We start from the raw sequence: 20714 nt of genomic DNA on the forward strand, positions 1-20714 counted from the left end.
CCCGCTTTTCGGCCCGCTATCACTTTTTTCATTCTTCCTTCTTCATTGCCTTTTAAATATATTCTTTCCCCAGCTGATCTGCTGCCAGAATCGCTGCATAGACATCCTCCGGCGTTACGGCAAACGGCATATTATAAATGGACTCACCCTCCGCACAAGTTGCCTTGGCTACTGCCATGATCTCCTCCGCCTTTACTTCCTCAATTCCCAGTTCTTCCAGCGTGACAGGCAGTCCAACCTCAATACTGAAACTGAGCACTTCTTCGATCTCTTCCATCGGAGCATTTTCCAGCACCAACTGAACCAGGGTGCCAAATGCCACCTTCTCTCCATGGTACATGCCATGGCACTGGGGCAGTACGGTAAAGCCGTTGTGGATCGCATGCGCCCCTGCCAGGCCGCCGCTCTCAAATCCAATTCCGCTTAACAGTGTATTGGCCTCAATAATCTTCTCAACCGCCTTCGTGCAGACCTTTTTCTCAACCGCCAGTTTGGCTTTGAATCCTTCGTCCAGCAGTGTCTCATAGCAGAGTCTGGCAAGTGCCTGCGCTGCCATCGTCGTTGTTCCGAATGCACAGGTAGACGCGTTGCTTGCTTCACATGCCCTGGCTTCAAAGTAGGTTGCCAGCGCATCTCCCATACCTGCCACAAGCAGACGGGCAGGAGCCTTGGCAATCACGTCAGTATCCACCAGTACAACATTCGGATTCTGTTTCAGGAACAAATACCGTTCAAACACACCTTCATCTGTATAGATAACAGACAGTCCGCTGCAGGGAGCGTCGGTAGATGCAATCGTAGGAACAATGACAACCGGAATGTCCTGGAAGTATCCCACTGCCTTCGTGGTATCATGAATCTTGCCGCCGCCGATACCAATGACTACCTCAATATTCCTGTCAGAGCAAATTCCCATGATACGGTTAATTTCCGTCATGCAGCACTCTCCGTTAAATAATTCATACTCGACCGTTGCTTCCGATGCGCCGAAGCTGGAATCAACGGTTTCCTTTACTCTCTTTAATCCGCTCTCACTGGCAAGGCACAGTGCCTTTTTGCCAAGGGGAATCACATAGGATGCGATGTTTCCCAATTCCCCTTTTCCCTGTACATACTTTCCAGGAGCGATTAATATATTTGCCATGATATAATCCTCACTTTCCTAATGATTTAACTTCGTTAATATAATAACATACTTGCCGGTAAGCTGCTATATTTTTTTAATGTTCAGGCCATTCCCGGATCACATACCTTTCCTTCTTACTTATAGTTCCTGCTATTCCCTTTTTCCCGGGCCAATGTTAAAATAATATTAGCTTTTTTCTTCAGGAGGGGGAGATTCATCATGAAACTGTTATGGCGGATGGGAAAGGACGCGATCAAATATAAGGGGTTATATCTGATCGCCATACTTTCCACCTTTGCGCTGACTATTGTCAACCTGATTGTACCGTCCCTGCTTTCATCCATGACCGGGCTGCTGGAACAGGGGGCGACAGAAACCATGCTCCGTGAAATCGGGAAAATCACGGTTATTCTGGTCCTGCTCTATTTATCCAGAATCCTGTTCCGCTATCTGAGTAACTATCTGGCCCACAAGGCCGCCTGGAATCTGGTGGAGGATCTGCGTGTCCGGCTCTATGATCACATTCAGAAGTTCTCTATGTCCTATTTTCATGATAAGCAGACCGGTGATCTGATGAGCCGTGTGGTCAATGATACGGCCACTTTTGAGCTGCTCTACGCACATATCATACCGGAGATGGTCACAAACGCGGTAACGGTAATCGGGGTGATGGCCGTGCTTCTGGTGATTAATCCAAAGCTGGCTCTGCTGACCTGTATTCCGATCCCGTTTATCCTTTTTTCCGGATGGATTTTTACTACAAAGGTTCGTCCCAATTTCCGGAAATCCCAGAAAGCGCTTGCCGGCCTCAATGCCAAGCTCCAGGACAATTTCTCCGGTATTCATGAGATACAGGCCTTCGGTCAGGAGGAATATGAGCAGGAACAGATCACCGGTCAGGCAAGGGTCTTTACAAAGGCTATGCTCCATGCCTTAAATGTAAGCGCGGTGTTCCATCCAACTGTCGAATTTCTCTCGTCCATCGGAACCGTCATTGTTGTAGGGGTAGGCGGTGTCCTGGCCTTTCATGGTTCTCTCTCGGTCTCGGATATTGTTGCTTTCCTGCTCTACCTTTCTCTGTTTTATACTCCTATTTCAGGCCTCGGCAAGCTTCTGGAGGATACCCAGCAGGCATATGCCGGCGCCGAGCGGGTGATGGCTGTCCTGGACACGGACCGTGAAATAAAGGATAAGCCGGATGCAGTTGTGCTGGAACAGGTTGCCGGTGAAATTACGTTTGATGAAGTTTCCTTTGCCTATGAGAAAGAATCTCCGGTTCTGCAAAATATCAGCTTTACTTGTAAGCCAGGCCAAATGATCGCTCTCGTCGGTCCCACCGGTGTGGGCAAGACTACCATGACACAGCTGATCTCCCGGTTCTATGACCCGGTTAAAGGCCGGGTGCTCGTTGACGGCACTGATGTCAGGGAGGTAACCCTGGACAGCCTGCGCAAGAACATCGCTCCGGTGCTCCAGGACACCTTTCTCTTTAACGGTACCATTGCTGAAAATATCGGATATGCCCAGCCGGATGCTTCTATGGAGGAAATTATCGAAGCGGCGAAAGCCGCACGGATTCACGACAATATTTTGGATATGCCCGACCAGTACAATACTCATGTGGGCGAACGGGGTATGCGCCTCTCCGGAGGTCAGAAACAGCGTATTGCCATTGCCAGGGCGATTCTCAGAAAGTCCCCCATTATCATTCTGGACGAGGCCACCGCTTCCGTGGACGTGAAGACGGAAAAGGAAATTCAGGAGGCAATCCTGGCTCTGGCCGGTACCCGTACGATTGTGGCCATTGCCCACCGGCTCTCCACAATTCGAAATGCCGATCAGATTCTGGTGCTGGACAAGGGCAGAATCGTTCAGAGGGGTAACCATCAGGAGTTGGTAAACCAGGATGGGCTCTACCGCAGCCTGAATCAGATGAGCCGGGACATCGACTATATGGAATAGATACTTAGAGCCCCCGGCATTTACGCCGAGGGCTCTCTTATTTTTAACTCAGTTACATATTTCCTTATGCCAGTTCCTTTTTCTTATAAATCCGCATGGAAACCAGCATGGAAAGCAGGAATAATACCACCAGGATAACCGGTGACAGCCATACATAATCCATCAGCCAGACCAAATCAGGCAGATTAATATTCATTTTCGAGACAATCATGATAAGAGCAAAGGGAATCAGAAAAATCAGCATCATCGCAATCCTTCCCCGCTCCGCGCCCAGCTTAAAAAGCACAGGAAGCATCAATATGTTGTACACAATGGCAAGCGCTGAGATAAGTAAAATCGCATATAGGTTCTCTTTACTATACATCCCCAGGATGCCCTGCATAATCATGTTCAGGCAAAAACCGACGGCCTGCAAGATAAGGGACAGGATATATTTGCTGACAACGATATCATTTCTGGAAATCGGCATCGTCAGGACGTACTTATCCCAATTTGCTTTTTCATCATAAGCAAGAGTATTAATCGGCAGTATTACCATGAATATCATAACAAATCCTGCGAAAAGGGATATATTTTTATTCATCATACTGATGATGGCATAGACAAAAATTACAATGCCCAGTGTTTTGCCCTGGCTCTTTAATATGTTCAGATCTTTTTTCAGCAAGCCGCCCATTTATCTCTCCTCCTTCACATGATACAGCATAATATCTTCGATATTGGCTCTGTCTACTACGTGACTGCCCCGCAACTCTTTTCTCAGTACCAAAGCTTCCACGCCGAACTGATTCTTTCGCACGCCTTTGATAATAGAAGGGTCAATGGACGCCAGATCCTTCTCCGAGCACTTGAGCACCCCATACTCTTCCAGCAGCTCATCCTTCGGTTTGCAGAAGAGAACTTTGCCCTTATGAATGAAAGTAATATAATCACAGATTTTCTCCAGGTCGCTGAGTATATGGGAAGAAATCAGTATTGTGTGATCTTCTTCCTGGATAAAATCCAGGAAAATATCCAGTATCTCATCTCTGACAACCGGGTCCAGTCCGCTGGTCGCCTCATCCAGGATCAGCAGCTTGGGATTGTGGGCCAGCGCCACGGCGATAGAAAGCTTCGTCTTCATCCCTCTGGAATAATCTTTGATCAGCTTTTTCTCCGGCAGATCGAATTTCCGGATCAGTTCATTGTATTTATTTTGATTCCAGCTGCTGTAGATGGAACGCATAATGGAACCAACCATTTTAACGGAACAGGTGTCGGGCAGACAGCTCTCATCCAACACTACTCCGATCTCTTCTTTTTTCTTCTTGGGAAAGTTCACATTGCTTCTCCCCAACAGGGTAATGCTGCCGCTGTCCCTGTTGATCAAATCCAGAATCAGCTTAATTGTCGTACTTTTACCAGCTCCGTTCTCACCGATAAAACCCATAATACAGCCGCCTGGCAGATCAAAGGAAACATGATCCAGCGTAAAGCCGGAAGGGTACTTCTTGGTTACATTCTGTAAGGACAACGCAAGCTCTGACATTTCTACTCTCTCTCCTTTTTATAGGTCTGATGAATCGTTATAAAACAGTTTAAGTAATTCAATCAGTTCTTCAATCGACAGCCCGCACAGGGCGGAGGCTTTCACAATTTCCTTCATGTGATTCTCTATGCTCCTGAGATGCTCTTCCCGGATAAATTCGGTATTTTTCTCCGCGACAAAGCTGCCTTTACCGGTCAGCGATACGATAAATCCTTCCCGCTCCAGTTCCTCGTAAGCGCGCTTTGTGGTAATCACGCTGATGCGAAGTTCCTTGGCAAGAAGCCGCATAGACGGAAGGGCGTCCCCTTCCTTCAGCTCGCCGGAAAGAATCATTGCCTTGATCTGTGAACTGATCTGTTCATAAATTGGAATCCCATTGGTATTACTGATTACAATATTCACTGAAATAGCCCTTTCTCTATATTGTATATATTCATTATATACAATATTGCTCTTCTGTCAAGATATTTAATGAAAAATGTGAAAGACCACCCCCTCCTGTACCCAGAGGAGATGGTCTCTATTCTATTCCGGTATATACACAGCGGCCCCGCTGACTCCGACGGTAAATGCCCCGCAGCCGTCCACGCCGATCAGCACACGTTCTCCGCCGTTAAATATATTTTTAAACCAAAGTCCGGCAAGCCGTTCCCCCACATACATATTCTTCGTACCGGGTCCTCTGTTGGATACCAGAGCGGCCAGCCCGGAAGCAGCCAGAGTGCTCTCCCCCCCCTGGTCCACCCGATCAGATGGGCGTCATCCAGATAATCGTGCTGCGCGCCATAGGCACAGTCCCGCCTCACGGCAATCAGGCTTGAAAGTCCCTCCACGGGAAGAATGTCATCATGAGGAATTCCGTAGTAATCCCCGTAGAATACACATGGGTAACCCTCCTGTCTGGTCAGAAGCAAGGCATATGCCGCCTGCTTAAACCATGGCTGGACAAATGAAGTCAGCGCCTGGCCCGGCTGGGTATCGTGATTGTCTACGAACGTAACCGCTTTTACCGGATTCTCCTTAACAAGCGTCCCGTCAAGAATCCGCCTCAGGTCATACCCTTCTCCCTGACAGGAGGCCTGAAACAGATTAAAATGAAGAGGTACGTCAAACAGGGACATATCCCCGTTCACAAGTCCCAGGTACCTCTCCAGGACATTCCTGTCCTGATGCCAGTATTCCCCAACCGCGAAGAGCTCTTTTCCGGAATGCCGCCTCATTTCCGGAAGCCAGTCCCGGTAAAAATACGAGGTAATATGCTTGACCGCATCCAGGCGGAATCCGTCAATACCCGTTGTATCCAGATACCACTTGCCCCAGGCGGTCAGCTCCTGCACAACCTCCGGATTGGAGAAATCCACGTCCGCTCCCATAAGATAATCATAATTTCCATGCTCCGTGTCCACGGAATCTTCCCATTTCTTACCGGTGAATCGGTAAATACGGCTTTTCATCGACTCTTGATCCCAGTCCACCCCATCAAAATGCGTCCAGTTCCACCTGAAACCGGAATATTTACCTTCTCTTCCCGGAAAATCAAATTTCGTCCAGGCCTCTATCTCTTCAGACGGGGAAGTGGTCATAAGATGGTTCTGACTGTCCACTTCCTCCGCTTTAATTGTCTCCATTCCGTCCGCACCGATATGGTGATTCAGCACAATATCCGCATACACGTTGATGCCATTCTTCTGAAATGTCTGAATGGCCGCCAGGTATTCGTCCCGGTTTCCATATTTGGTAGGCACCGATCCTTTCTGATCAAATTCCCCCAGATCATAAAGATCATACACCGCATATCCCACGTCCCGTATGCCGCCTGCGCCTTTATAGGCCGGAGGCAGCCATACCGCAGTTATGCCGGTTTCAGCCAGTTCCCCTGCCCTCCCGCCGGCCAGCCTCCAAAAGGAAGCGTCTTCCGGCAGATACCATTCAAAAAACTGCATGATCGTTCCGTTTTTATCCATTCCCCGGTCCTTTCTTGCATTATATAAAGACAAACTGTACCAGCAGCATGTAGATAACCGTTCCGCCTGCAATTGACAGCAGTGTATTCTTCTTCCAGCTGTGGAGCAGCACGATACTCCCGATAGCAATCAATTCCGGAAGCCAGCCTCCCAATGCAGTGAAGGTTATATTTTTCAGGCAGTACACGACCAGCAGGCCGATTACCGCGCAGGGAAGTACCTTGCCCAGATAGGATATGTATCTGGGCGGTGTCTTTCTATCCGGAAATAAAAGGAAGGGCAGAAACCGGGTTAATATGGTTCCCAGTGCAACCGCTCCGATAATCCCCAGCGTTTCAAGAGGTGTCAAAAACATATTCATACTATTTATTCTCACGGCAAACCGCCTGCCCTGGGCCTGCAGTCTGCCTCTCTCCTTCTTTTAACTGTCTATGCACTAAGTTCCGTTTCTTCTGAAACTTCCGCTTTCTCCAGAGGTTTCCTCAACAGGGTTAAACACACCAGGAGCCCGATCATAGCGGGAATAATAAATTGATCCGCTCCAAATAAGATGACACAAAGAGCAGAGATCCCCACCCCGATTGCTGCAGGCAGCCGGTTCTTCCGGTTCTCCCACTGATTTAAAAATATGACGACAAACAGCGCCGTCAGTACGAAGTCCAGCCCCTTTGTATCAAAGCTGACCAGACCGCCCAGCAGCCCTCCTATTACGGAGCCCCCGATCCAGTACAGGTAGTCCAGCAGAGAGATAAAGAAATAAAACGATTTCCGGTCCACTCCCTCCGGCACCTCGGCACTGCATGCAATAGAAAATGTCTCATCACACATCGTGTAAATTAAAAAACCTTTTATTTTACCCAATCCCCTGTACTTTTTCAGCATGGAAATCCCGTAAAACAAGTGCCTAGCGTTCACCATCAGGGACATCAGAAACGCCTGAAGCGGATTAAACGGAATGGTTAAGAGCGTAATCGCCACAAACTGCATACTTCCGCAGAACGCTACCGCACTCATCAGAAAGCTCCACAGCACTCCGTACCCCTTCGTATTCATCAGCACTCCGTAGGCGATACCAAGGAAAGCAAACCCGGTCAGAACCGGTATCGTCTGAGGAAATGCGGCCCGAAAGGCCTTCTTCCACATCTCTTTTTTATCCTTGTCCATACAACATTCACCTCCCATAATACAAAAACCGGCGCGGTCGCGGCCGGGATACCGTAATCAAAACTGTTGTCTATTTTACCACAATACTGCAATGCGCCGCAAGCTCTGTTCGGCTTACATACCCGAACAATGACGCCGATCACAGTAAAAAAATGGTGCTTTTTGACCCAAAAGCACCATTTTTCCTTCATATAATAACAATATTTACTTTTTCGGAATAATCTCAATCCAGTATCCGTCCGGATCACTGATAAAGTAAATTCCCATGCCTTCATTTTCAAAACAGACACAGCCCATTTCTCTGTGTTTTTTCAAGGCTTCCTCAAACTCTTCCACCTCAAAAGCCAGATGAAACTCATTATCCCCCAGATTGTACGGTCTGTCCCAGTCCCTGAGCCATGTCAGTTCCAGCAGATGCTTCGATTCGCCGTCACCCATAAATACAATCTGGAACTCTCCCGATTCCGGCGCAACTCTCCTCTGTTCTTTCAAACCCAGAGCCTTTTCATAAAATTCTATGGAAGTCTCCAGATTTCTTACATTATAGTTATTATGTGCAAATGTAAATTTCAAATCAGTCATCTCCTTTCTATTCTGCCTGTACTCATTTTATCAGAGAAATCATTCCCTGTCATCTGAAAACCCTGTGTCTAATTTCCAGACATAATTTCATTCAAATAACCAGACACTAAAAGTGAAAACCTGAACAACGCAGTAAATGAAAATTTATTATGGAGGCCATGTTCCTTTTGTCCGGTTCTCTTTACTGCCAGGTATTCTTCAATTCCGGACAGGGCCGTGTAAAAACGGCAGCATGGAAATCGTATGGATAAAAAGATCAGTAAAATTAATGAGGATTCTATGTATGATATCGACATCAATGCCTGTTCCGCAACCGACTGCACCGGTGTAGTACCCGCTGCTCCGGCTTCTGAAGCAGAGATGGAATCCTACCTGGAAGTATATGATTTTCTTCCCACCACGGTCCGGAAGAAAAGCAAAGACTCCCAGCCTAAAATCTAACCTGTCCTCCGGACAGGCTCTTCTCCGTCCGGGCGTTTTGCGCCCGGATTTTCCTGTCAGCCCACTCTTATATTATCCGCAGAACCAAAGTTTCATACGCATCATACTATAAAAGAAAAGGCTATTTCTATGGATTATTCTTCTTATCTGCCAATTTATGGCCTGGTACAAAGCATTTCTCCCTATAATGACTGCTGCAGTATACAGGTATTGCTGCAGACCGATAACGGCCCGATTACTATAATCGTATCGCCGGAAACCTATGTGGTTGACAGTGTGAGACTCGTACCCGGGCTTTACATTTTTGCCTTTTTCGATGCCCACATGCCCGTGCCGCTGATCTATCCGCCTCAATATCAGGCAATCATAACCGGCACATTAAATCGCGAAGAACAGGTGATGATCGGCTATTTCGATCAGACCCTTACCGCCTCCGATGCTTCTCTGAAACTTAATCTGCCAAGTTCTGTGGATATCGTAACGACCAACGGACAGAGCTTCGCCTGTGATCCGGGCGACCATGACCTGATTGTTTACTATGGAGCAGCAACAAAGAGTATACCTCCTCAGACGACACCCAGTAAGATTATCGTTCTTTGCTGACTCCTTTTTATCATGGAAGTAGATAAGACTCCCACCTCTATAGGTGGTGAGTAAATAACAAATTCGTCTTGATGGGAGCCCAGTCTCTTTCCAAGATAAAGCCTCCGGCGGCTCGCAGCAAGTACGCCGAGGCGTACTTGAACTCTCATCCGGGCAGCCGAAGTTCAAAAACGGCCGCCCGGATATCTATCATTTTTCAGTCAAGCCCTTCAGCAATAACAGCTCTGCTGTCCACACTTCCAGTTCGTTTTGACATAATTACCTGATACTCCGGTGATGAAAAACAAGCGTCTAACTGCTCTCTGTTATCAAACCGTATCACAATCACCCTCTGGGGATTTCTTTTGCCGCTCAGGCTGCTGATCTTCTCCGTCCTCACAAGGTATTCTCCGCCGTAACGCTCCACAACCGGCTTAACCAACTGAATATAATCATCGTATTCTCCACGTCCTTGCTGCTCGTCGATATAAGTATCCACGATAAAATAACACGACATCGTATCCTCCTTCTCACCTGTACAGGCACATAATATCCGTTCTGAAAACTCGTTTTTTTATTAGTGTAAAATACGGCCGGGGGCTTGTCAATCCGGCCTCATTACGGCAGCACATGTTTCTGATATACTTTGGTCTGGATATGGAACACATTTCCAAAGTACAGCCAAAGCTTTTCTTAAAAATACCTTAATATTGGCCTATTCTTGAAAAAGAGCCCTTTACACCATTGACATTTGTAGGCCTTAAGGTTATATTTGCAATAGCAAATGAGAATAAGGGAGAATTTAATAGAATGAGAGAGTTTGTAATTACGGCGGATTCCAATTCCGATTTACCCGCGTCTTTTATACAAGAGCATAATATGACAATCGTGCCCCAGTACTACGCTTTCGGTGATACGGTCTACGGCGATGAGCTGAATATGACCCCCGACGAATTTTATCAGAAAATGAGGGAAGGCGAGCTTCCCACTTCCATGGCAAATAACCCGGAGGTGATCCGGGCCCGTTTTGAGCCATTGCTGAAAGAAGGTCTGGACATCCTTCATATCGCTTTCTCCTCCGCACTGAGCGGCAGTTACAATAACGTCATGATGGTGGTGAGAGAACTGCTTGAAGAGTACCCGGAAGCGTCCATAACGGTGATTGATTCCCTGAGTGTGTCTCTGGGCGAATCCCTACTGGTGTTCCGTGCTTTTGAATTGAAGGAAGCCGGCAAGTCCAAAGATGAAATCGCCGATATCCTGAATGAAGAAAAACTCTACTATAATATACAGTTTACTGTTGATGATCTTCATCATCTGCAAAGAGGCGGCCGTGTCTCCAAGGCAACGGCTATTATCGGAAGCATGATCAGTGTAAAGCCGCTGCTCTATGTGACGCCGGAGGGTAATTTAGTTCCAGGCGGAACCGTACGCGGCAGGAAAAAGTCATTAAATACATTGCTCCAGAAGATGTCCGAGACAGTGCCGGAGAACGTGGATAAAAACCGTCCGGTGGCTATCGCTCATGCAAATTGTCTCGAGGATGCAAAATATATTGAAAAGGTTCTCAAAGAAAAGATGGGCTATACAAATATCGTAATAAACGATGTCAGCCCCAGCATCGGCGTACATGCAGGTCCTGGTGCGATCGGGCTTCTGTACTTCGGAAATAAGAGAAAATAATAAATTACGCCGGAATGTTTTTCATTCCGGCGTTTTCTCCGTATTGTCTCTCTCACGCTCCCGCAAAAAAGCGGAAGAAAATAAGTACCACGACTCCCAGAGCGATCCGGTACCATCCAAATACTCTGAAATCATGCTTCTTGACATAGTTCATCAGAAAACGGATGATCAGCATGGAAACCACAAAGGCAGTTACCATGCCGGCGGCCAGCACGGCCAGTTCCAGGCCGGTAAAGGAAAAACCGAACCCTGCCAGTTTCAGCACACTGGCGCCCAGCATAACCGGTACTGCCAGATAAAATGTAAATTCTGCCGCCACGCTGCGGGATGTTCCCATTAAAATACCTGCAAATATCGTAGCCCCTGATCTGGACGTCCCTGGTATCACGGCGGCCAGAAGCTGAAACAGTCCAATCACCAGAACCGTCGGTATGGTCAATTCTGCTATGCTGTTAATCACCGGCTGCTTTCCCTTATTCTTCCATTCGATAAGAAGAAACAGCACGCCATAGACGATCAGGGCGTTTGCCACTGTCTGATAATTATAAAATAACTGATTAATCTCATCATCCCATAGGATTCCCGCAATTCCGGCAGGAATACAGGCCAGAATAATCAGCAGCCACATTTTTACCGTGTCTTTATGTATCCTGCATTTCCCGCGTTCTACCGTAAATGGTATCAGCCGTTTCCAGAATATCACCACCACCGCCAGGATCGCTCCCAGCTGGATCACAACAAAAAACATTTCTTTAAAGGCATCTGATAAGCCAAGCTTTAAGAATTCATCCACAAGAATCATATGCCCGGTACTGCTGATCGGAAGCCACTCCGTAATTCCTTCCACGATTCCCAAAATAACTGCCTTGATTATCTCAAACCACTGCATTCACTTCTCCCATCCCCGCACCTGTCCAGCCGGCACAGTCAGGTTCCTTATTCTATTTTATTCATCGTGGTATCCTTCCATGATCCCTCTCAGATAATTCTTATATTCCAGAGCCACCGGCTCCGGTTTTATAATCTTCGCTCCCGTGCCAAGGCCTGTCAGCCAGCCAAAGAACTGATGGCTCACCACAACCTCCACTCTGGCCAGAAAATGTGCCTCATCCGCCTTCCTTATGTTTACCTCTTTGCCAAAACGGTCGATGACAACACCTACAAAGCGGTTCTCAAACTCCAGAGTCAGCATTTCCTCCCGGCCGCCGAACATACCGAATGTTTTTCTGGAATAACGGGCCATATCGAAATTTGTGAACCGCTCTTTTCCCTGACGCATCCGTTTTGTCAGAGCAATATTAAGCATCTTATCCACACGGTAATGCTTGATCATCTCCGCCTGCTCGTCATAGCCGATCATATAGTAATTTTCATCTTCCCAGGTCAGTCCCCAGGGGCTGATCCGGTAACGGTCACCGTTCTTCTTTAGCTTTTCTTCCTTCTCCACCGACCACTCATAGTACTGAAATGTAATCTGGACATTTTCTGATATTGCCGTATGTATCTTATCCACATTATAATAAATGCTTTCATTCATCGTCTTTATCCGGTTTGCCACAAAGACCTGACGCTGCAGTTTACCGGCGTCATAGCGGCTGGCCAGGCTTTCCAGCTTCTTAATCAGCTCTGAGGACTTCTTATAGGTAATAAACTTGGAAGCCTGAACCGCATCCACCAGAAGCTTTAATTCCGGCAGTTCAAACTGTCGGCTGGCAAGATAATAGCCGGCCGGCTTTTCTCTCCGGCTGATAATATCCATACCGAACTGCTGCAGTGCTTCCACGTCGGCATAGATGCTCTTTCGCTCCGCCGTTATACCATTGTTCTCCAGATAGCTGATAATCTCCTTCATGGAAACCGTATGCTCTTCATCGGTCTGTTCTAAGAGAAGCTGCATGAGATATAGTATTTTTAGTTTCTGGCTGACAGCTCTTGGCATATTAAAAGCTCCTTTGTCCATGTATTTTATGCTGCATCCGGAAGTTATCCTGCCGTCTTATAACAGTTATGGCAGCAGGCTCATCTCCTCACGGGCCTCCTGATAATTGTCGCAGTGACATTCTACTCTTCCGTTTCCTCTGTTAATTATAACATAATGATCAAACCGGTATACTATTTCGTATTTTTCGTACATAAATGGACCCTCCTTCTGAAATTTCATATTGATTCGCTATTTGTTATTCAGAAGGATATCACATTCAAAGTCCCATAAACCGGACTCTATTTATCATGGAAGTAGATAAGACTCCCACCTCTATAGGTGGTGAGTAAATAACAAATTCGTCTTGGTGGGAGCCCAGTCTCCTTCCAAGATAAAGCCTCCGGCGGCTCGCAGCACGTACGCCGAGGCATACTTGAATTTTTATTCTCATTCATTTCCCCAGGGCTGCGCTGCAAATCAGTAACTGGGAAGGCAGATAACATACCCAGATCAGATTGCCGGCTGTTGCATGGAATGTCCCGGAAAAGGTACCCGGCAGGAACCTGGGCAGATTATAAATTCCCACAAACAGATCACAGATAAACAGCAGAATCAGCCCCGCCGGCAGATACAATTGTTGTTTCTTTTGCAGTGGAACGGCCTTTATTACAGCAGACACGATATTAAATACTTCGATGCCCGCGTAAAATCCCGCCGCCCCTAAGAGCAGGCTGCCTCCATGCCGGCCTGCACAAGCTGCTGCTGTAACACCGGTGATCAGCCCCGCCGGCAGCATAATCGTGATTCCTCTCTTTCCGCCCAGTTCTGCCTGATAGCAGAATTGAATCAGACAGAATAGAAGGACCCCAGGAAGCGCCGCCTCTGTAAACAGGAGAAACCAGTCGGCAATTGCCGTGAGCAAAAGACCAAGTGCAAGCGGAAAGCTTCTTATGCGGCTATCATTCGATATCAGGAAAAACACACATAACAATATTCCGATATATTTAAACCTTGCAGTTACCCCTGCAGACAGCCAACCGAATACATCTCCGGATACAAACACAAGATACAAACAGGCTTCTGCCAGGATAAAAAGCCGAAATCTCCATTCTGGATGCCTCACCATCTGAAACCGTCCCCCTCCCAAACTATGCGGTATTGTTCCTGTTTTAAAGTATACCGAACATTTCTCTTCTTAACCATCCCCCGCCTATCCGTTTCTTACCCATAAAATGTTGCAGACAGCTTTTTTAAGTATTGATTTTTACACTGTTTTCTTATAAAATAAAGAAGTACGGGGGCGTAGCTCAGTTGGGAGAGCGCTTGCATGGCATGCAAGAGGCCATGGGTTCAAGTCCCACCGTCTCCATGAAAAAACTCACAGGCTTTTATCCTGTGAGTTTTTTCATTCTATCCAAAATACCCGGCATTTCTTTTCTTAAGATAGATAGCGCTCCAACAATTTCTCCAGCTCATAAACATCAATGGGTTTGGCAAAGTGTCCGGTCATTCCCGCAGAAAGAGCGGCACGTACATCTTCATCAAATGCATTGGCGGTCATAGCGATAACTGGAACAGTTCCGGCATCCTGCCGTTTAAGGCTGCGAATCACTTTCGTTGCTTCTAAGCCGTCCATAACCGGCATCTGAATGTCCATCAGGATCAGGTCATAATATCCCTCCGGGGAAGTGCTTACTTTGTCTACCGCTTCTGCCCCATCACAGGCTTCTTCAACCTCAGCCCCCATCTCTTCGATCAAGGTGCGGGCAATCTCGCGATTCAGCAGATTATCTTCAACAAGAAGGACATGCCGCCCTCCAAAACAGGATTTTAAAGCCACCGTCTGTTGCTGTAATGGTGCTGCTCCTTCTCCCAGTTCACTGAGCAGATAACAGATTTTAGTCCGGTAAAAAGGTTTCGATAGAAATGCGGTTACACCTGCATTTCTGGCTTCACTTTCTATTTCTTCCCAGTCATAAGCAGTGAGAATAATGACCGGAACCTCAGTCCCGACTTCTCTGCGGATACGTCTGGTTACTTCTACTCCATCTAAATCAGGCATCTTCCAGTCAATTATAATTAGTTCAAACGGATCTGGAGTGTTCTTCGCCTCTGCTGCCAGACGGACAGCTGCAGCACCTTCCGTTACAAACTCTGCCCGAAGCCCCATATCCCTCAAAAGAGCCGCGGCATTTTCGCAGGTCTGCCTGTCATCGTCCACAATCAGGCTGTGAACTCCGATCCATTTTTCAGGAATTTCTTCCTTCTGACCATCCTGCTGTTTTAACGGCAAAGTTACCGTAAAGGAAGAGCCGAAACCTGGTTCACTTTCCACACGGATATCCCCGCTCATCATATCAACTATATTTTTCGTGATCGCCATGCCAAGCCCCGTCCCAACCGTTCTGCTGTGGGTCGTATCCTGAGCCCGTTCGAACGGTTGAAACAGTTTTTCTAAAAATTCTGCGCTCATCCCGATCCCATTATCGCGGCATTCAAAAACGTAACTGCGGTACTGACCTCTTCCAGTTTTTTTCTGATATACATCGAAGATGATTTTTCCGCCTTCCGGTGTATATTTGACGGCATTACTCAGGATGTTAAGACATATCTGCCGGATTCTTAAGGGATCTCCGATAACCCTTTCATTTCCTAAAAGATTAAGACGAATTTCCAGCTCAAGCTTGCCGGCATTGGCCTGGGGCCGTATCAGGTCACCTACCTCTGCAATCAGCTCCGCCAGATGAAAGGGTTCTTCCCGCAGAGATAACTTTCCGCTCTCAATTTTGGACATATCCAGTATGTCATTGATCAGGCTCAGCAGGTGCTGGCTGGACAGGCCAATCTTCTTCAGGCATTCCCTCACCCGTTCCTGCTCATCCACATGTGCGGACGCAATAGCCGTCATACCTACGATTGCATTCATAGGAGTCCGGATATCATGACTCATATTGGACAGGAACTGGCTTTTTGCCAAACTGGCCGCCTGTGCGCTGTCCAGAGCGCTTTGTAGTACCTGGCGCTGCCGTTCCTCCTCATATCGCTGTTCATCGATATGGCGCGACAAAAGGATGGCAATCTGCTCATTAGAATAAGGATTCTCCACAGCGATAATCTGAATGGAAGTCCAGTGGTACTGTCCGTCCAGGAGCATCTGTTTCGTTTCCAGAAAAACTTCCTGCCTGTCACCATTCAGTGTACGGCTGAGAATCTTAGGCGCAAGGCGCCGCCGGATCTCTTCCCGGAAGTCAGGATGAACGGTTGACAGGATATCCTGATACAGCTTGCTGTATGGTCCACACACATCTAGTTTTACCATTGGGCTGGGTTTCATATATATATTTTTAAACGTATCTGTACTCAGATTTAAGCTGATAATGATCGGAAAAATTCCGGACACTGCACTCACCAGCATCATACGCTCCTGCAGTTTTTCCCGCTCTGCTTCCTCTTCCGCCAGCTTTTCGTCAGTAATATCGTGGAACGTGGCAATCAGAACCGGTGTTCCATTCTCATCCAGTGTCTTCTCTACAATTCCTGACGCCCAGAAAAAGCGCCTATCCTCTTTTATAATACGGCCTTCAAAGGTATGTTTTTGTCCGCTGTCTGACGTATCCTGGAATATCTTTGAGATACTCTCATAATCTTCCGGTATAACTGCATCTAAAAGGTTCTTTCCGACCGGTGCTTCTCCTGATTCTTCTATTGTATATTTTAGTAAGCGCATGCCCTCCTGATTTAACTGAAGAAGTGAATAAGGGCTTTCCACCGTCAGCAGCGCAATCCCTTCCGGCACCGCATTATAAAGATGTTCAATATAGCTTGCCTGACTTAAAAGCCTGCGGTTAATCCGGTTTACATTGCGAAAATACAGAATAACCAGCAGTGCGATTCCCAGCAGAATTCCCGAAATCAGTACAAATGTCTGCAGCAGAATCTGATTGGTCTGGGCATTCACAACACTCTGCGGAATAATGGAGATTAAATACCAGTCTGAAGACAACTGCAGAGGTATATAACAAAATACCGTATTCTCATTCTGGTAGTGTAATACAGCCCACCCCTGTTTGTTGTTCTTCAATCCATCTGCAAACTGTTGCAATACTTCCGCATTATTTTGCTCTGCCGACAGCATATCAAACAGATTTTTTACTGTCTTGTTGCTGTTCGGATGAGGAACCCGGATCAGTACATCCCCATCCGAATCAACGACATAGGAAAACCCCGTATTTTCGTAAAAGGATACACTGAAACTATCTACTATTTCATTTACCTCATATTCTTTGATCAAATAGCCCACAGATCCATCCCGCAGTTCAACCCTTACATAAAGATCAAATACATTTACCCCTGTCACACTGCTGATATGAGGATCAATAAGCCCCTTCTCCTGTCCGGACTTCTTAAGCATCCCCGTGACCGTCTCGTCCATCTGTGCATTAACCGGAAAGCCAGTATCCTCCTCCAGATACAGGGTAAATCCGCTGTCCACAAGTCCATAAGCGTTTACTGCACCTTCCAGCATATCCGTCTGCTCTGAAGAATACTCGGACAGATAACCAGCAAGTGCCTCCAAAGCTCCGTATTCATCCTGAAGCTGTACCTGCAGCGTATTGCAGCCCTGCTGCGTGCTTTCCCGAATTGCTCCAATCGACTGCTGCCATAGCTGAGTACGTACAGCACTTACATAGAGGATAGTAATAATTATTATAATGACACTGACCAGCAGCGCCGTACAAATAAGCTTTTCTTTCGGCTTTACAGCCCCCTGTTTGGTCACTGCATATTCCTTTCTGCCTCAGCCTGCTGATCCATCCATTTCATTAAATCCGATACCGGTTCCCCTTCCAGCAGCCGCTCTGATACTTTAGCGGTCAGAGTCCAGATCGGGAGTCTCAGCAGATCATCGGTTCCGATCACCGTCTGTCCGGATTCATAACAAGATAAAAGCGGCTGAATTTCCTTAACCTCTGAAGGCCTGCCGCCCCTCAGCGGACTGAATGAAGACTGCTGATCCGCAAATCTCTGTATGTTTTCTGCTTCTGTAAAAAACTCCACAAATTTCATAGCAGCATCCAGATACTCACTATCTGCATTCACGCTTAACCGTGTATCCGCATTTATGACCAGCAGACTGCCGTCATCACGCACCGGAAGAGGGTACACTGCAAATTCAAAGTCTGGTTCCATAGCATCTACACGGCCGGCGGCCCAGGCACCTGTCAACATAAAAGGCGACTCTTTGCAGACAAAATCCTGCAGATCATCCGATGTCTTCATTGTATGTAATGCTTTCTCCCTATTGATATAACCGCGGTCTATAAATTCCTCTGCTATCTCAAAGCCCTCTGTCAAATATTCACTCAGCTGAGCTTCTCCATTATTCAGCCGGTCAAACAGCGCCTCCTGTCCATTCTCCTGATAGGCCGGATAAAAGCCCCTGCCAATCGCCAGGGTTTTCAAAGAGATGTCGTTATTTGCAATAACCGGGGTAATCCCCTGACTTACGAAATAATCACAAACAGCCTCCCATTCCGGCAGTGTTTGCGGTACCTTCTGCTTATGCTCTTTTAATAAATCCATATTACAATAAAGGCCGAACACCGATACGGTCGTGGGAACCCATGTAATCTGCTGTCCCGCAAACTGGCTCTGCATCTGATCCGTAAAGTTGGCGAGCGAAGAAAGACCGGATAAATCAGCAACCTTTCCCTGCGCTTCCAGCTCAAGCAGAATATCATGGTTAACCATAAATACATCGTCACCTCTGCCCGAATTGATCCGCTTTTCCAGCGCCTCAAAATAATCGGTCCCTTTCAGGCTTTCATAGGACACTCGAATAAGGGGGTTCTTTTCCATAAATTCCGAAATAATCTGTTCTATGACCGTAACATTTTCCGGCTCATATTTATACCCGAAAAAGGTAATTGTAGTGATTTCCTGATTATCCGGACTTTCTTCATATATTACCTTATTATGTCTGCCGCAGCCTGTGAAAAGATAAAGTGCACAGGCTGTAATGAGCAGCAGCACCAGAATTTTATTTTTCATAGGCCCTTCCCCCAATCGTTTTTAACTCTGTTCACATCCTTAATGATTTTATCATGTACGAGGTAGTTATGCAATCGTTTTTGCCGGATTCACTGCTGTGATTTCAGGAGTCGGCCGCCTGAATAAAAATCTCATATATGAACTGAAATGTAATGGTAGAAAGCGAAGGAAATTCATGGTAGAATGATATGAAATACGCTGAAAAGCAGGCAGGAGGTGACACAATGAAAAATGGCTGTGAGCTCTACAGGCTTGTATATGATTATTATTCCATCCGGATCTTATTCGGCCTGTATTCCTATGGGTCCTCCCTGCCGTCAATTCCGAAGATCAGCGCTCGTTTTCAGTTGGCTGTTCCAACAGTCCGCAGCGCATTAAATCTTCTGGAGCAGGACGGTTATATTAAGGTGGAGGCTTCCCGGCCGGCCAAGGTCATTTACAGGGCAGGCTCAGATAAAATCAAAGAGAGTGTTGCCGGTTATTTTCTGCCGCGTATCGACGGCCTGCGGGACATTGAGGTGGCTGGTCCGCTTCTGTTTGACCCGCTGTGGGCAATAGCTCTCAGACAATGGAAGGAGACAGACGGGGAACGGCTGCGCCAGGCATTGACATCACTCACTCCTGGTGCTTTATTCATGCCTGTTGCGTTTTACAGTATTGTATTTTCTTCCCTGGGCAATAGGCTGCTGCTGAATCTTTATTGGGAAATGGCCCGCTATATATGTTTTCCCTATCTTCCGGAAGAACATAAGCCGCAGAAAGCGCTTCCTGCATTTGCAGTCTGGACAACATCTGAAATTATAGATTATTTGAAGCGGGAGTATACTTCTGAATATACGAATACCACGCAGAATCTGTTCGCTTTTCTGGAGGAAATCTGCCCCAAGTATAGCATGAAACAATGGGACCCGGTTCCTTTTGAGTGGAATATCTGCTGGCCGAGGCCGCAGATGCGCTATTCTCTTGCCGCTGATATTATTCAAAAAGTCATAACCGGTTTCTACCCTTCTGGAAGTTATCTGCCGTCTCTTACCCAAATGTCTCAGCAGTATGGAGTGGCTGTGTCTACCGTACGCCGTACCCTTAATATATTGAGTCATTTAGGTGTAGTAAAGTCTTACCAGGGGAAAGGTACACAGATCTTTATGTCTCCGCATTGCATGGACTTATCACAATCAGATGCACAGGGGGTGCTTACTGCCTGTATGGAAAGCCTGCAGCTGCTGGCCTGGACAGCCCGGACAGTCTCATTATTTACATTCGAATCAGCATCAGAAGAAAAACTGGAAACGCTGGCAACCCAGCTTCGTAAAATCAGACAGGATAAGAAAAGTTATCTTTATATGCAAACTATTCTTTCTTTCATTATAGAAAACTGTCCTTCTGCCATGGTGCGGGAATGTTACCGTGAATTATTTAAATTGCTGATCTGCGGATATCCCCTGATACAGCTCCGGTTAAAAAGCAAAAAACTCAATCAGGACTATTGTCAGGCCCTCTCAGAGACCGAATGTTATTTAAACAATCGGGATTTGAATGGATTTGTCAATGAGTGGAGCAATTTTTTGTCCCGTGAACAACAGCAGACACAGACATTTTTCGTTCGCTTACTTAGAACACCTGAATCTTACTTAGATTTGCTTGATGATATAGAATAAGAAGGTATGAATGGAAATGAATTCCCCATACTGTAATCGAAAGGAGTATATC

Annotated in this window: 20 protein-coding genes and 1 tRNA gene; 6 read left to right on the forward strand and 15 right to left on the reverse strand. The window is 46.7% G+C overall.

What is annotated here, in order from left to right; all coding sequences use genetic code 11:
- Positions 1–52 precede the first annotated feature (52 nt).
- A complete protein-coding gene (locus ABCW47_RS07915) occupies positions 53–1144 on the reverse strand; it encodes a glycerol dehydrogenase (RefSeq protein ID WP_343209313.1) in 1092 nt (363 codons plus the stop codon).
- A gap of 201 nt (positions 1145–1345) precedes the next feature.
- Here ABCW47_RS07915 and ABCW47_RS07920 point away from each other — a divergent pair, with 201 nt between their 5' ends.
- The gene (locus tag ABCW47_RS07920; RefSeq protein ID WP_343209314.1) at positions 1346–3088 is read left to right on the forward strand and encodes an ABC transporter ATP-binding protein; all 1743 of its coding nucleotides are present in this window, start codon (positions 1346–1348) and stop codon (positions 3086–3088) included.
- A 64-nt stretch (positions 3089–3152) separates the two neighbouring features.
- Here ABCW47_RS07920 and ABCW47_RS07925 read toward each other — a convergent pair whose 3' ends face one another.
- The 7 genes from ABCW47_RS07925 to ABCW47_RS07955 form a co-directional block, all read right to left on the reverse strand.
- Entirely contained in the window at positions 3153–3764 is a 612-nt protein-coding gene (locus ABCW47_RS07925; RefSeq protein WP_343209315.1) for an ABC-2 transporter permease, read from the reverse strand.
- Positions 3765–4616, reverse strand: coding sequence for an ABC transporter ATP-binding protein (locus ABCW47_RS07930; RefSeq protein ID WP_343209316.1), 852 nt, complete (start codon positions 4614–4616; stop codon positions 3765–3767).
- 18 nt (positions 4617–4634) lie between these two features.
- Complete coding sequence (locus ABCW47_RS07935; protein ID WP_343209317.1) at positions 4635–5018, reverse strand: GntR family transcriptional regulator; 384 nt, start codon at positions 5016–5018, stop codon at positions 4635–4637.
- 191 nt (positions 5019–5209) lie between these two features.
- A complete protein-coding gene (locus ABCW47_RS07940) occupies positions 5210–6580 on the reverse strand; it encodes an alpha-amylase (protein ID WP_343209318.1) in 1371 nt (456 codons plus the stop codon).
- Between the two features lie 19 nt (positions 6581–6599).
- Positions 6600–6935 carry a branched-chain amino acid transporter permease gene (locus ABCW47_RS07945; protein ID WP_343209617.1) on the reverse strand — a complete coding sequence of 112 codons (336 nt, stop codon included), beginning with the start codon at positions 6933–6935 and terminating at the stop codon, positions 6600–6602.
- Between the two features lie 74 nt (positions 6936–7009).
- On the reverse strand, positions 7010–7744 hold the full coding sequence (locus ABCW47_RS07950) for an AzlC family ABC transporter permease (protein WP_343209319.1): 735 nt from the start codon (positions 7742–7744) through the stop codon (positions 7010–7012).
- A 204-nt stretch (positions 7745–7948) separates the two neighbouring features.
- On the reverse strand, positions 7949–8317 hold the full coding sequence (locus ABCW47_RS07955; RefSeq protein WP_343209320.1) for a VOC family protein: 369 nt from the start codon (positions 8315–8317) through the stop codon (positions 7949–7951).
- Between the two features lie 252 nt (positions 8318–8569).
- Here ABCW47_RS07955 and ABCW47_RS07960 point away from each other — a divergent pair, with 252 nt between their 5' ends.
- Positions 8570–8767, forward strand: a complete 198-nt coding sequence (locus ABCW47_RS07960) for a hypothetical protein (protein WP_343209321.1) — start codon at positions 8570–8572, stop codon at positions 8765–8767.
- 129 nt (positions 8768–8896) lie between these two features.
- Positions 8897–9370, forward strand: a complete 474-nt coding sequence (locus ABCW47_RS07965; RefSeq protein ID WP_343209322.1) for a hypothetical protein — start codon at positions 8897–8899, stop codon at positions 9368–9370.
- Positions 9371–9566: 196 nt separating this feature from the next.
- Here ABCW47_RS07965 and ABCW47_RS07970 read toward each other — a convergent pair whose 3' ends face one another.
- Positions 9567–9866 carry a DUF1330 domain-containing protein gene (locus tag ABCW47_RS07970; protein ID WP_343209323.1) on the reverse strand — a complete coding sequence of 100 codons (300 nt, stop codon included), beginning with the start codon at positions 9864–9866 and terminating at the stop codon, positions 9567–9569.
- Between the two features lie 293 nt (positions 9867–10159).
- Here ABCW47_RS07970 and ABCW47_RS07975 point away from each other — a divergent pair, with 293 nt between their 5' ends.
- A complete protein-coding gene (locus tag ABCW47_RS07975; protein WP_343209324.1) occupies positions 10160–11032 on the forward strand; it encodes a DegV family protein in 873 nt (290 codons plus the stop codon).
- A gap of 52 nt (positions 11033–11084) precedes the next feature.
- Here ABCW47_RS07975 and ABCW47_RS07980 read toward each other — a convergent pair whose 3' ends face one another.
- The 4 genes from ABCW47_RS07980 to ABCW47_RS07995 form a co-directional block, all read right to left on the reverse strand.
- Entirely contained in the window at positions 11085–11921 is an 837-nt protein-coding gene (locus ABCW47_RS07980) for an undecaprenyl-diphosphate phosphatase (RefSeq protein WP_343209326.1), read from the reverse strand.
- A 57-nt stretch (positions 11922–11978) separates the two neighbouring features.
- The gene (locus ABCW47_RS07985) at positions 11979–12971 is read right to left on the reverse strand and encodes a helix-turn-helix transcriptional regulator (protein ID WP_343209327.1); all 993 of its coding nucleotides are present in this window, start codon (positions 12969–12971) and stop codon (positions 11979–11981) included.
- Between the two features lie 66 nt (positions 12972–13037).
- On the reverse strand, positions 13038–13166 hold the full coding sequence (locus ABCW47_RS07990) for a hypothetical protein (protein WP_343209328.1): 129 nt from the start codon (positions 13164–13166) through the stop codon (positions 13038–13040).
- A 238-nt stretch (positions 13167–13404) separates the two neighbouring features.
- On the reverse strand, positions 13405–14079 hold the full coding sequence (locus ABCW47_RS07995) for a lysoplasmalogenase family protein (RefSeq protein ID WP_343209329.1): 675 nt from the start codon (positions 14077–14079) through the stop codon (positions 13405–13407).
- 170 nt (positions 14080–14249) lie between these two features.
- Between ABCW47_RS07995 and ABCW47_RS08000 the strand changes: the two genes are divergently transcribed.
- A tRNA-Ala gene (locus ABCW47_RS08000) sits at positions 14250–14322 on the forward strand.
- A 69-nt stretch (positions 14323–14391) separates the two neighbouring features.
- Here the strand turns inward: ABCW47_RS08000 and ABCW47_RS08005 are convergent.
- Positions 14392–17733, reverse strand: coding sequence for a response regulator (locus ABCW47_RS08005; RefSeq protein WP_343209330.1), 3342 nt, complete (start codon positions 17731–17733; stop codon positions 14392–14394).
- Positions 17730–19004, reverse strand: a complete 1275-nt coding sequence (locus ABCW47_RS08010; protein ID WP_343209331.1) for an ABC transporter substrate-binding protein — start codon at positions 19002–19004, stop codon at positions 17730–17732. Before ABCW47_RS08010 ends, ABCW47_RS08005 begins: the two co-directional genes overlap by 4 nt.
- Before the next feature lie 224 nt (positions 19005–19228).
- Between ABCW47_RS08010 and ABCW47_RS08015 the strand changes: the two genes are divergently transcribed.
- A complete protein-coding gene (locus ABCW47_RS08015; protein ID WP_343209332.1) occupies positions 19229–20662 on the forward strand; it encodes a GntR family transcriptional regulator in 1434 nt (477 codons plus the stop codon).
- Positions 20663–20714: the final 52 nt, after the last annotated feature.

Origin of the sequence: Anaerolentibacter hominis (genome assembly GCF_032380675.1) — a bacterium.
Taxonomy (GTDB): domain Bacteria; phylum Bacillota; class Clostridia; order Lachnospirales; family Lachnospiraceae; genus Anaerolentibacter; species Anaerolentibacter hominis.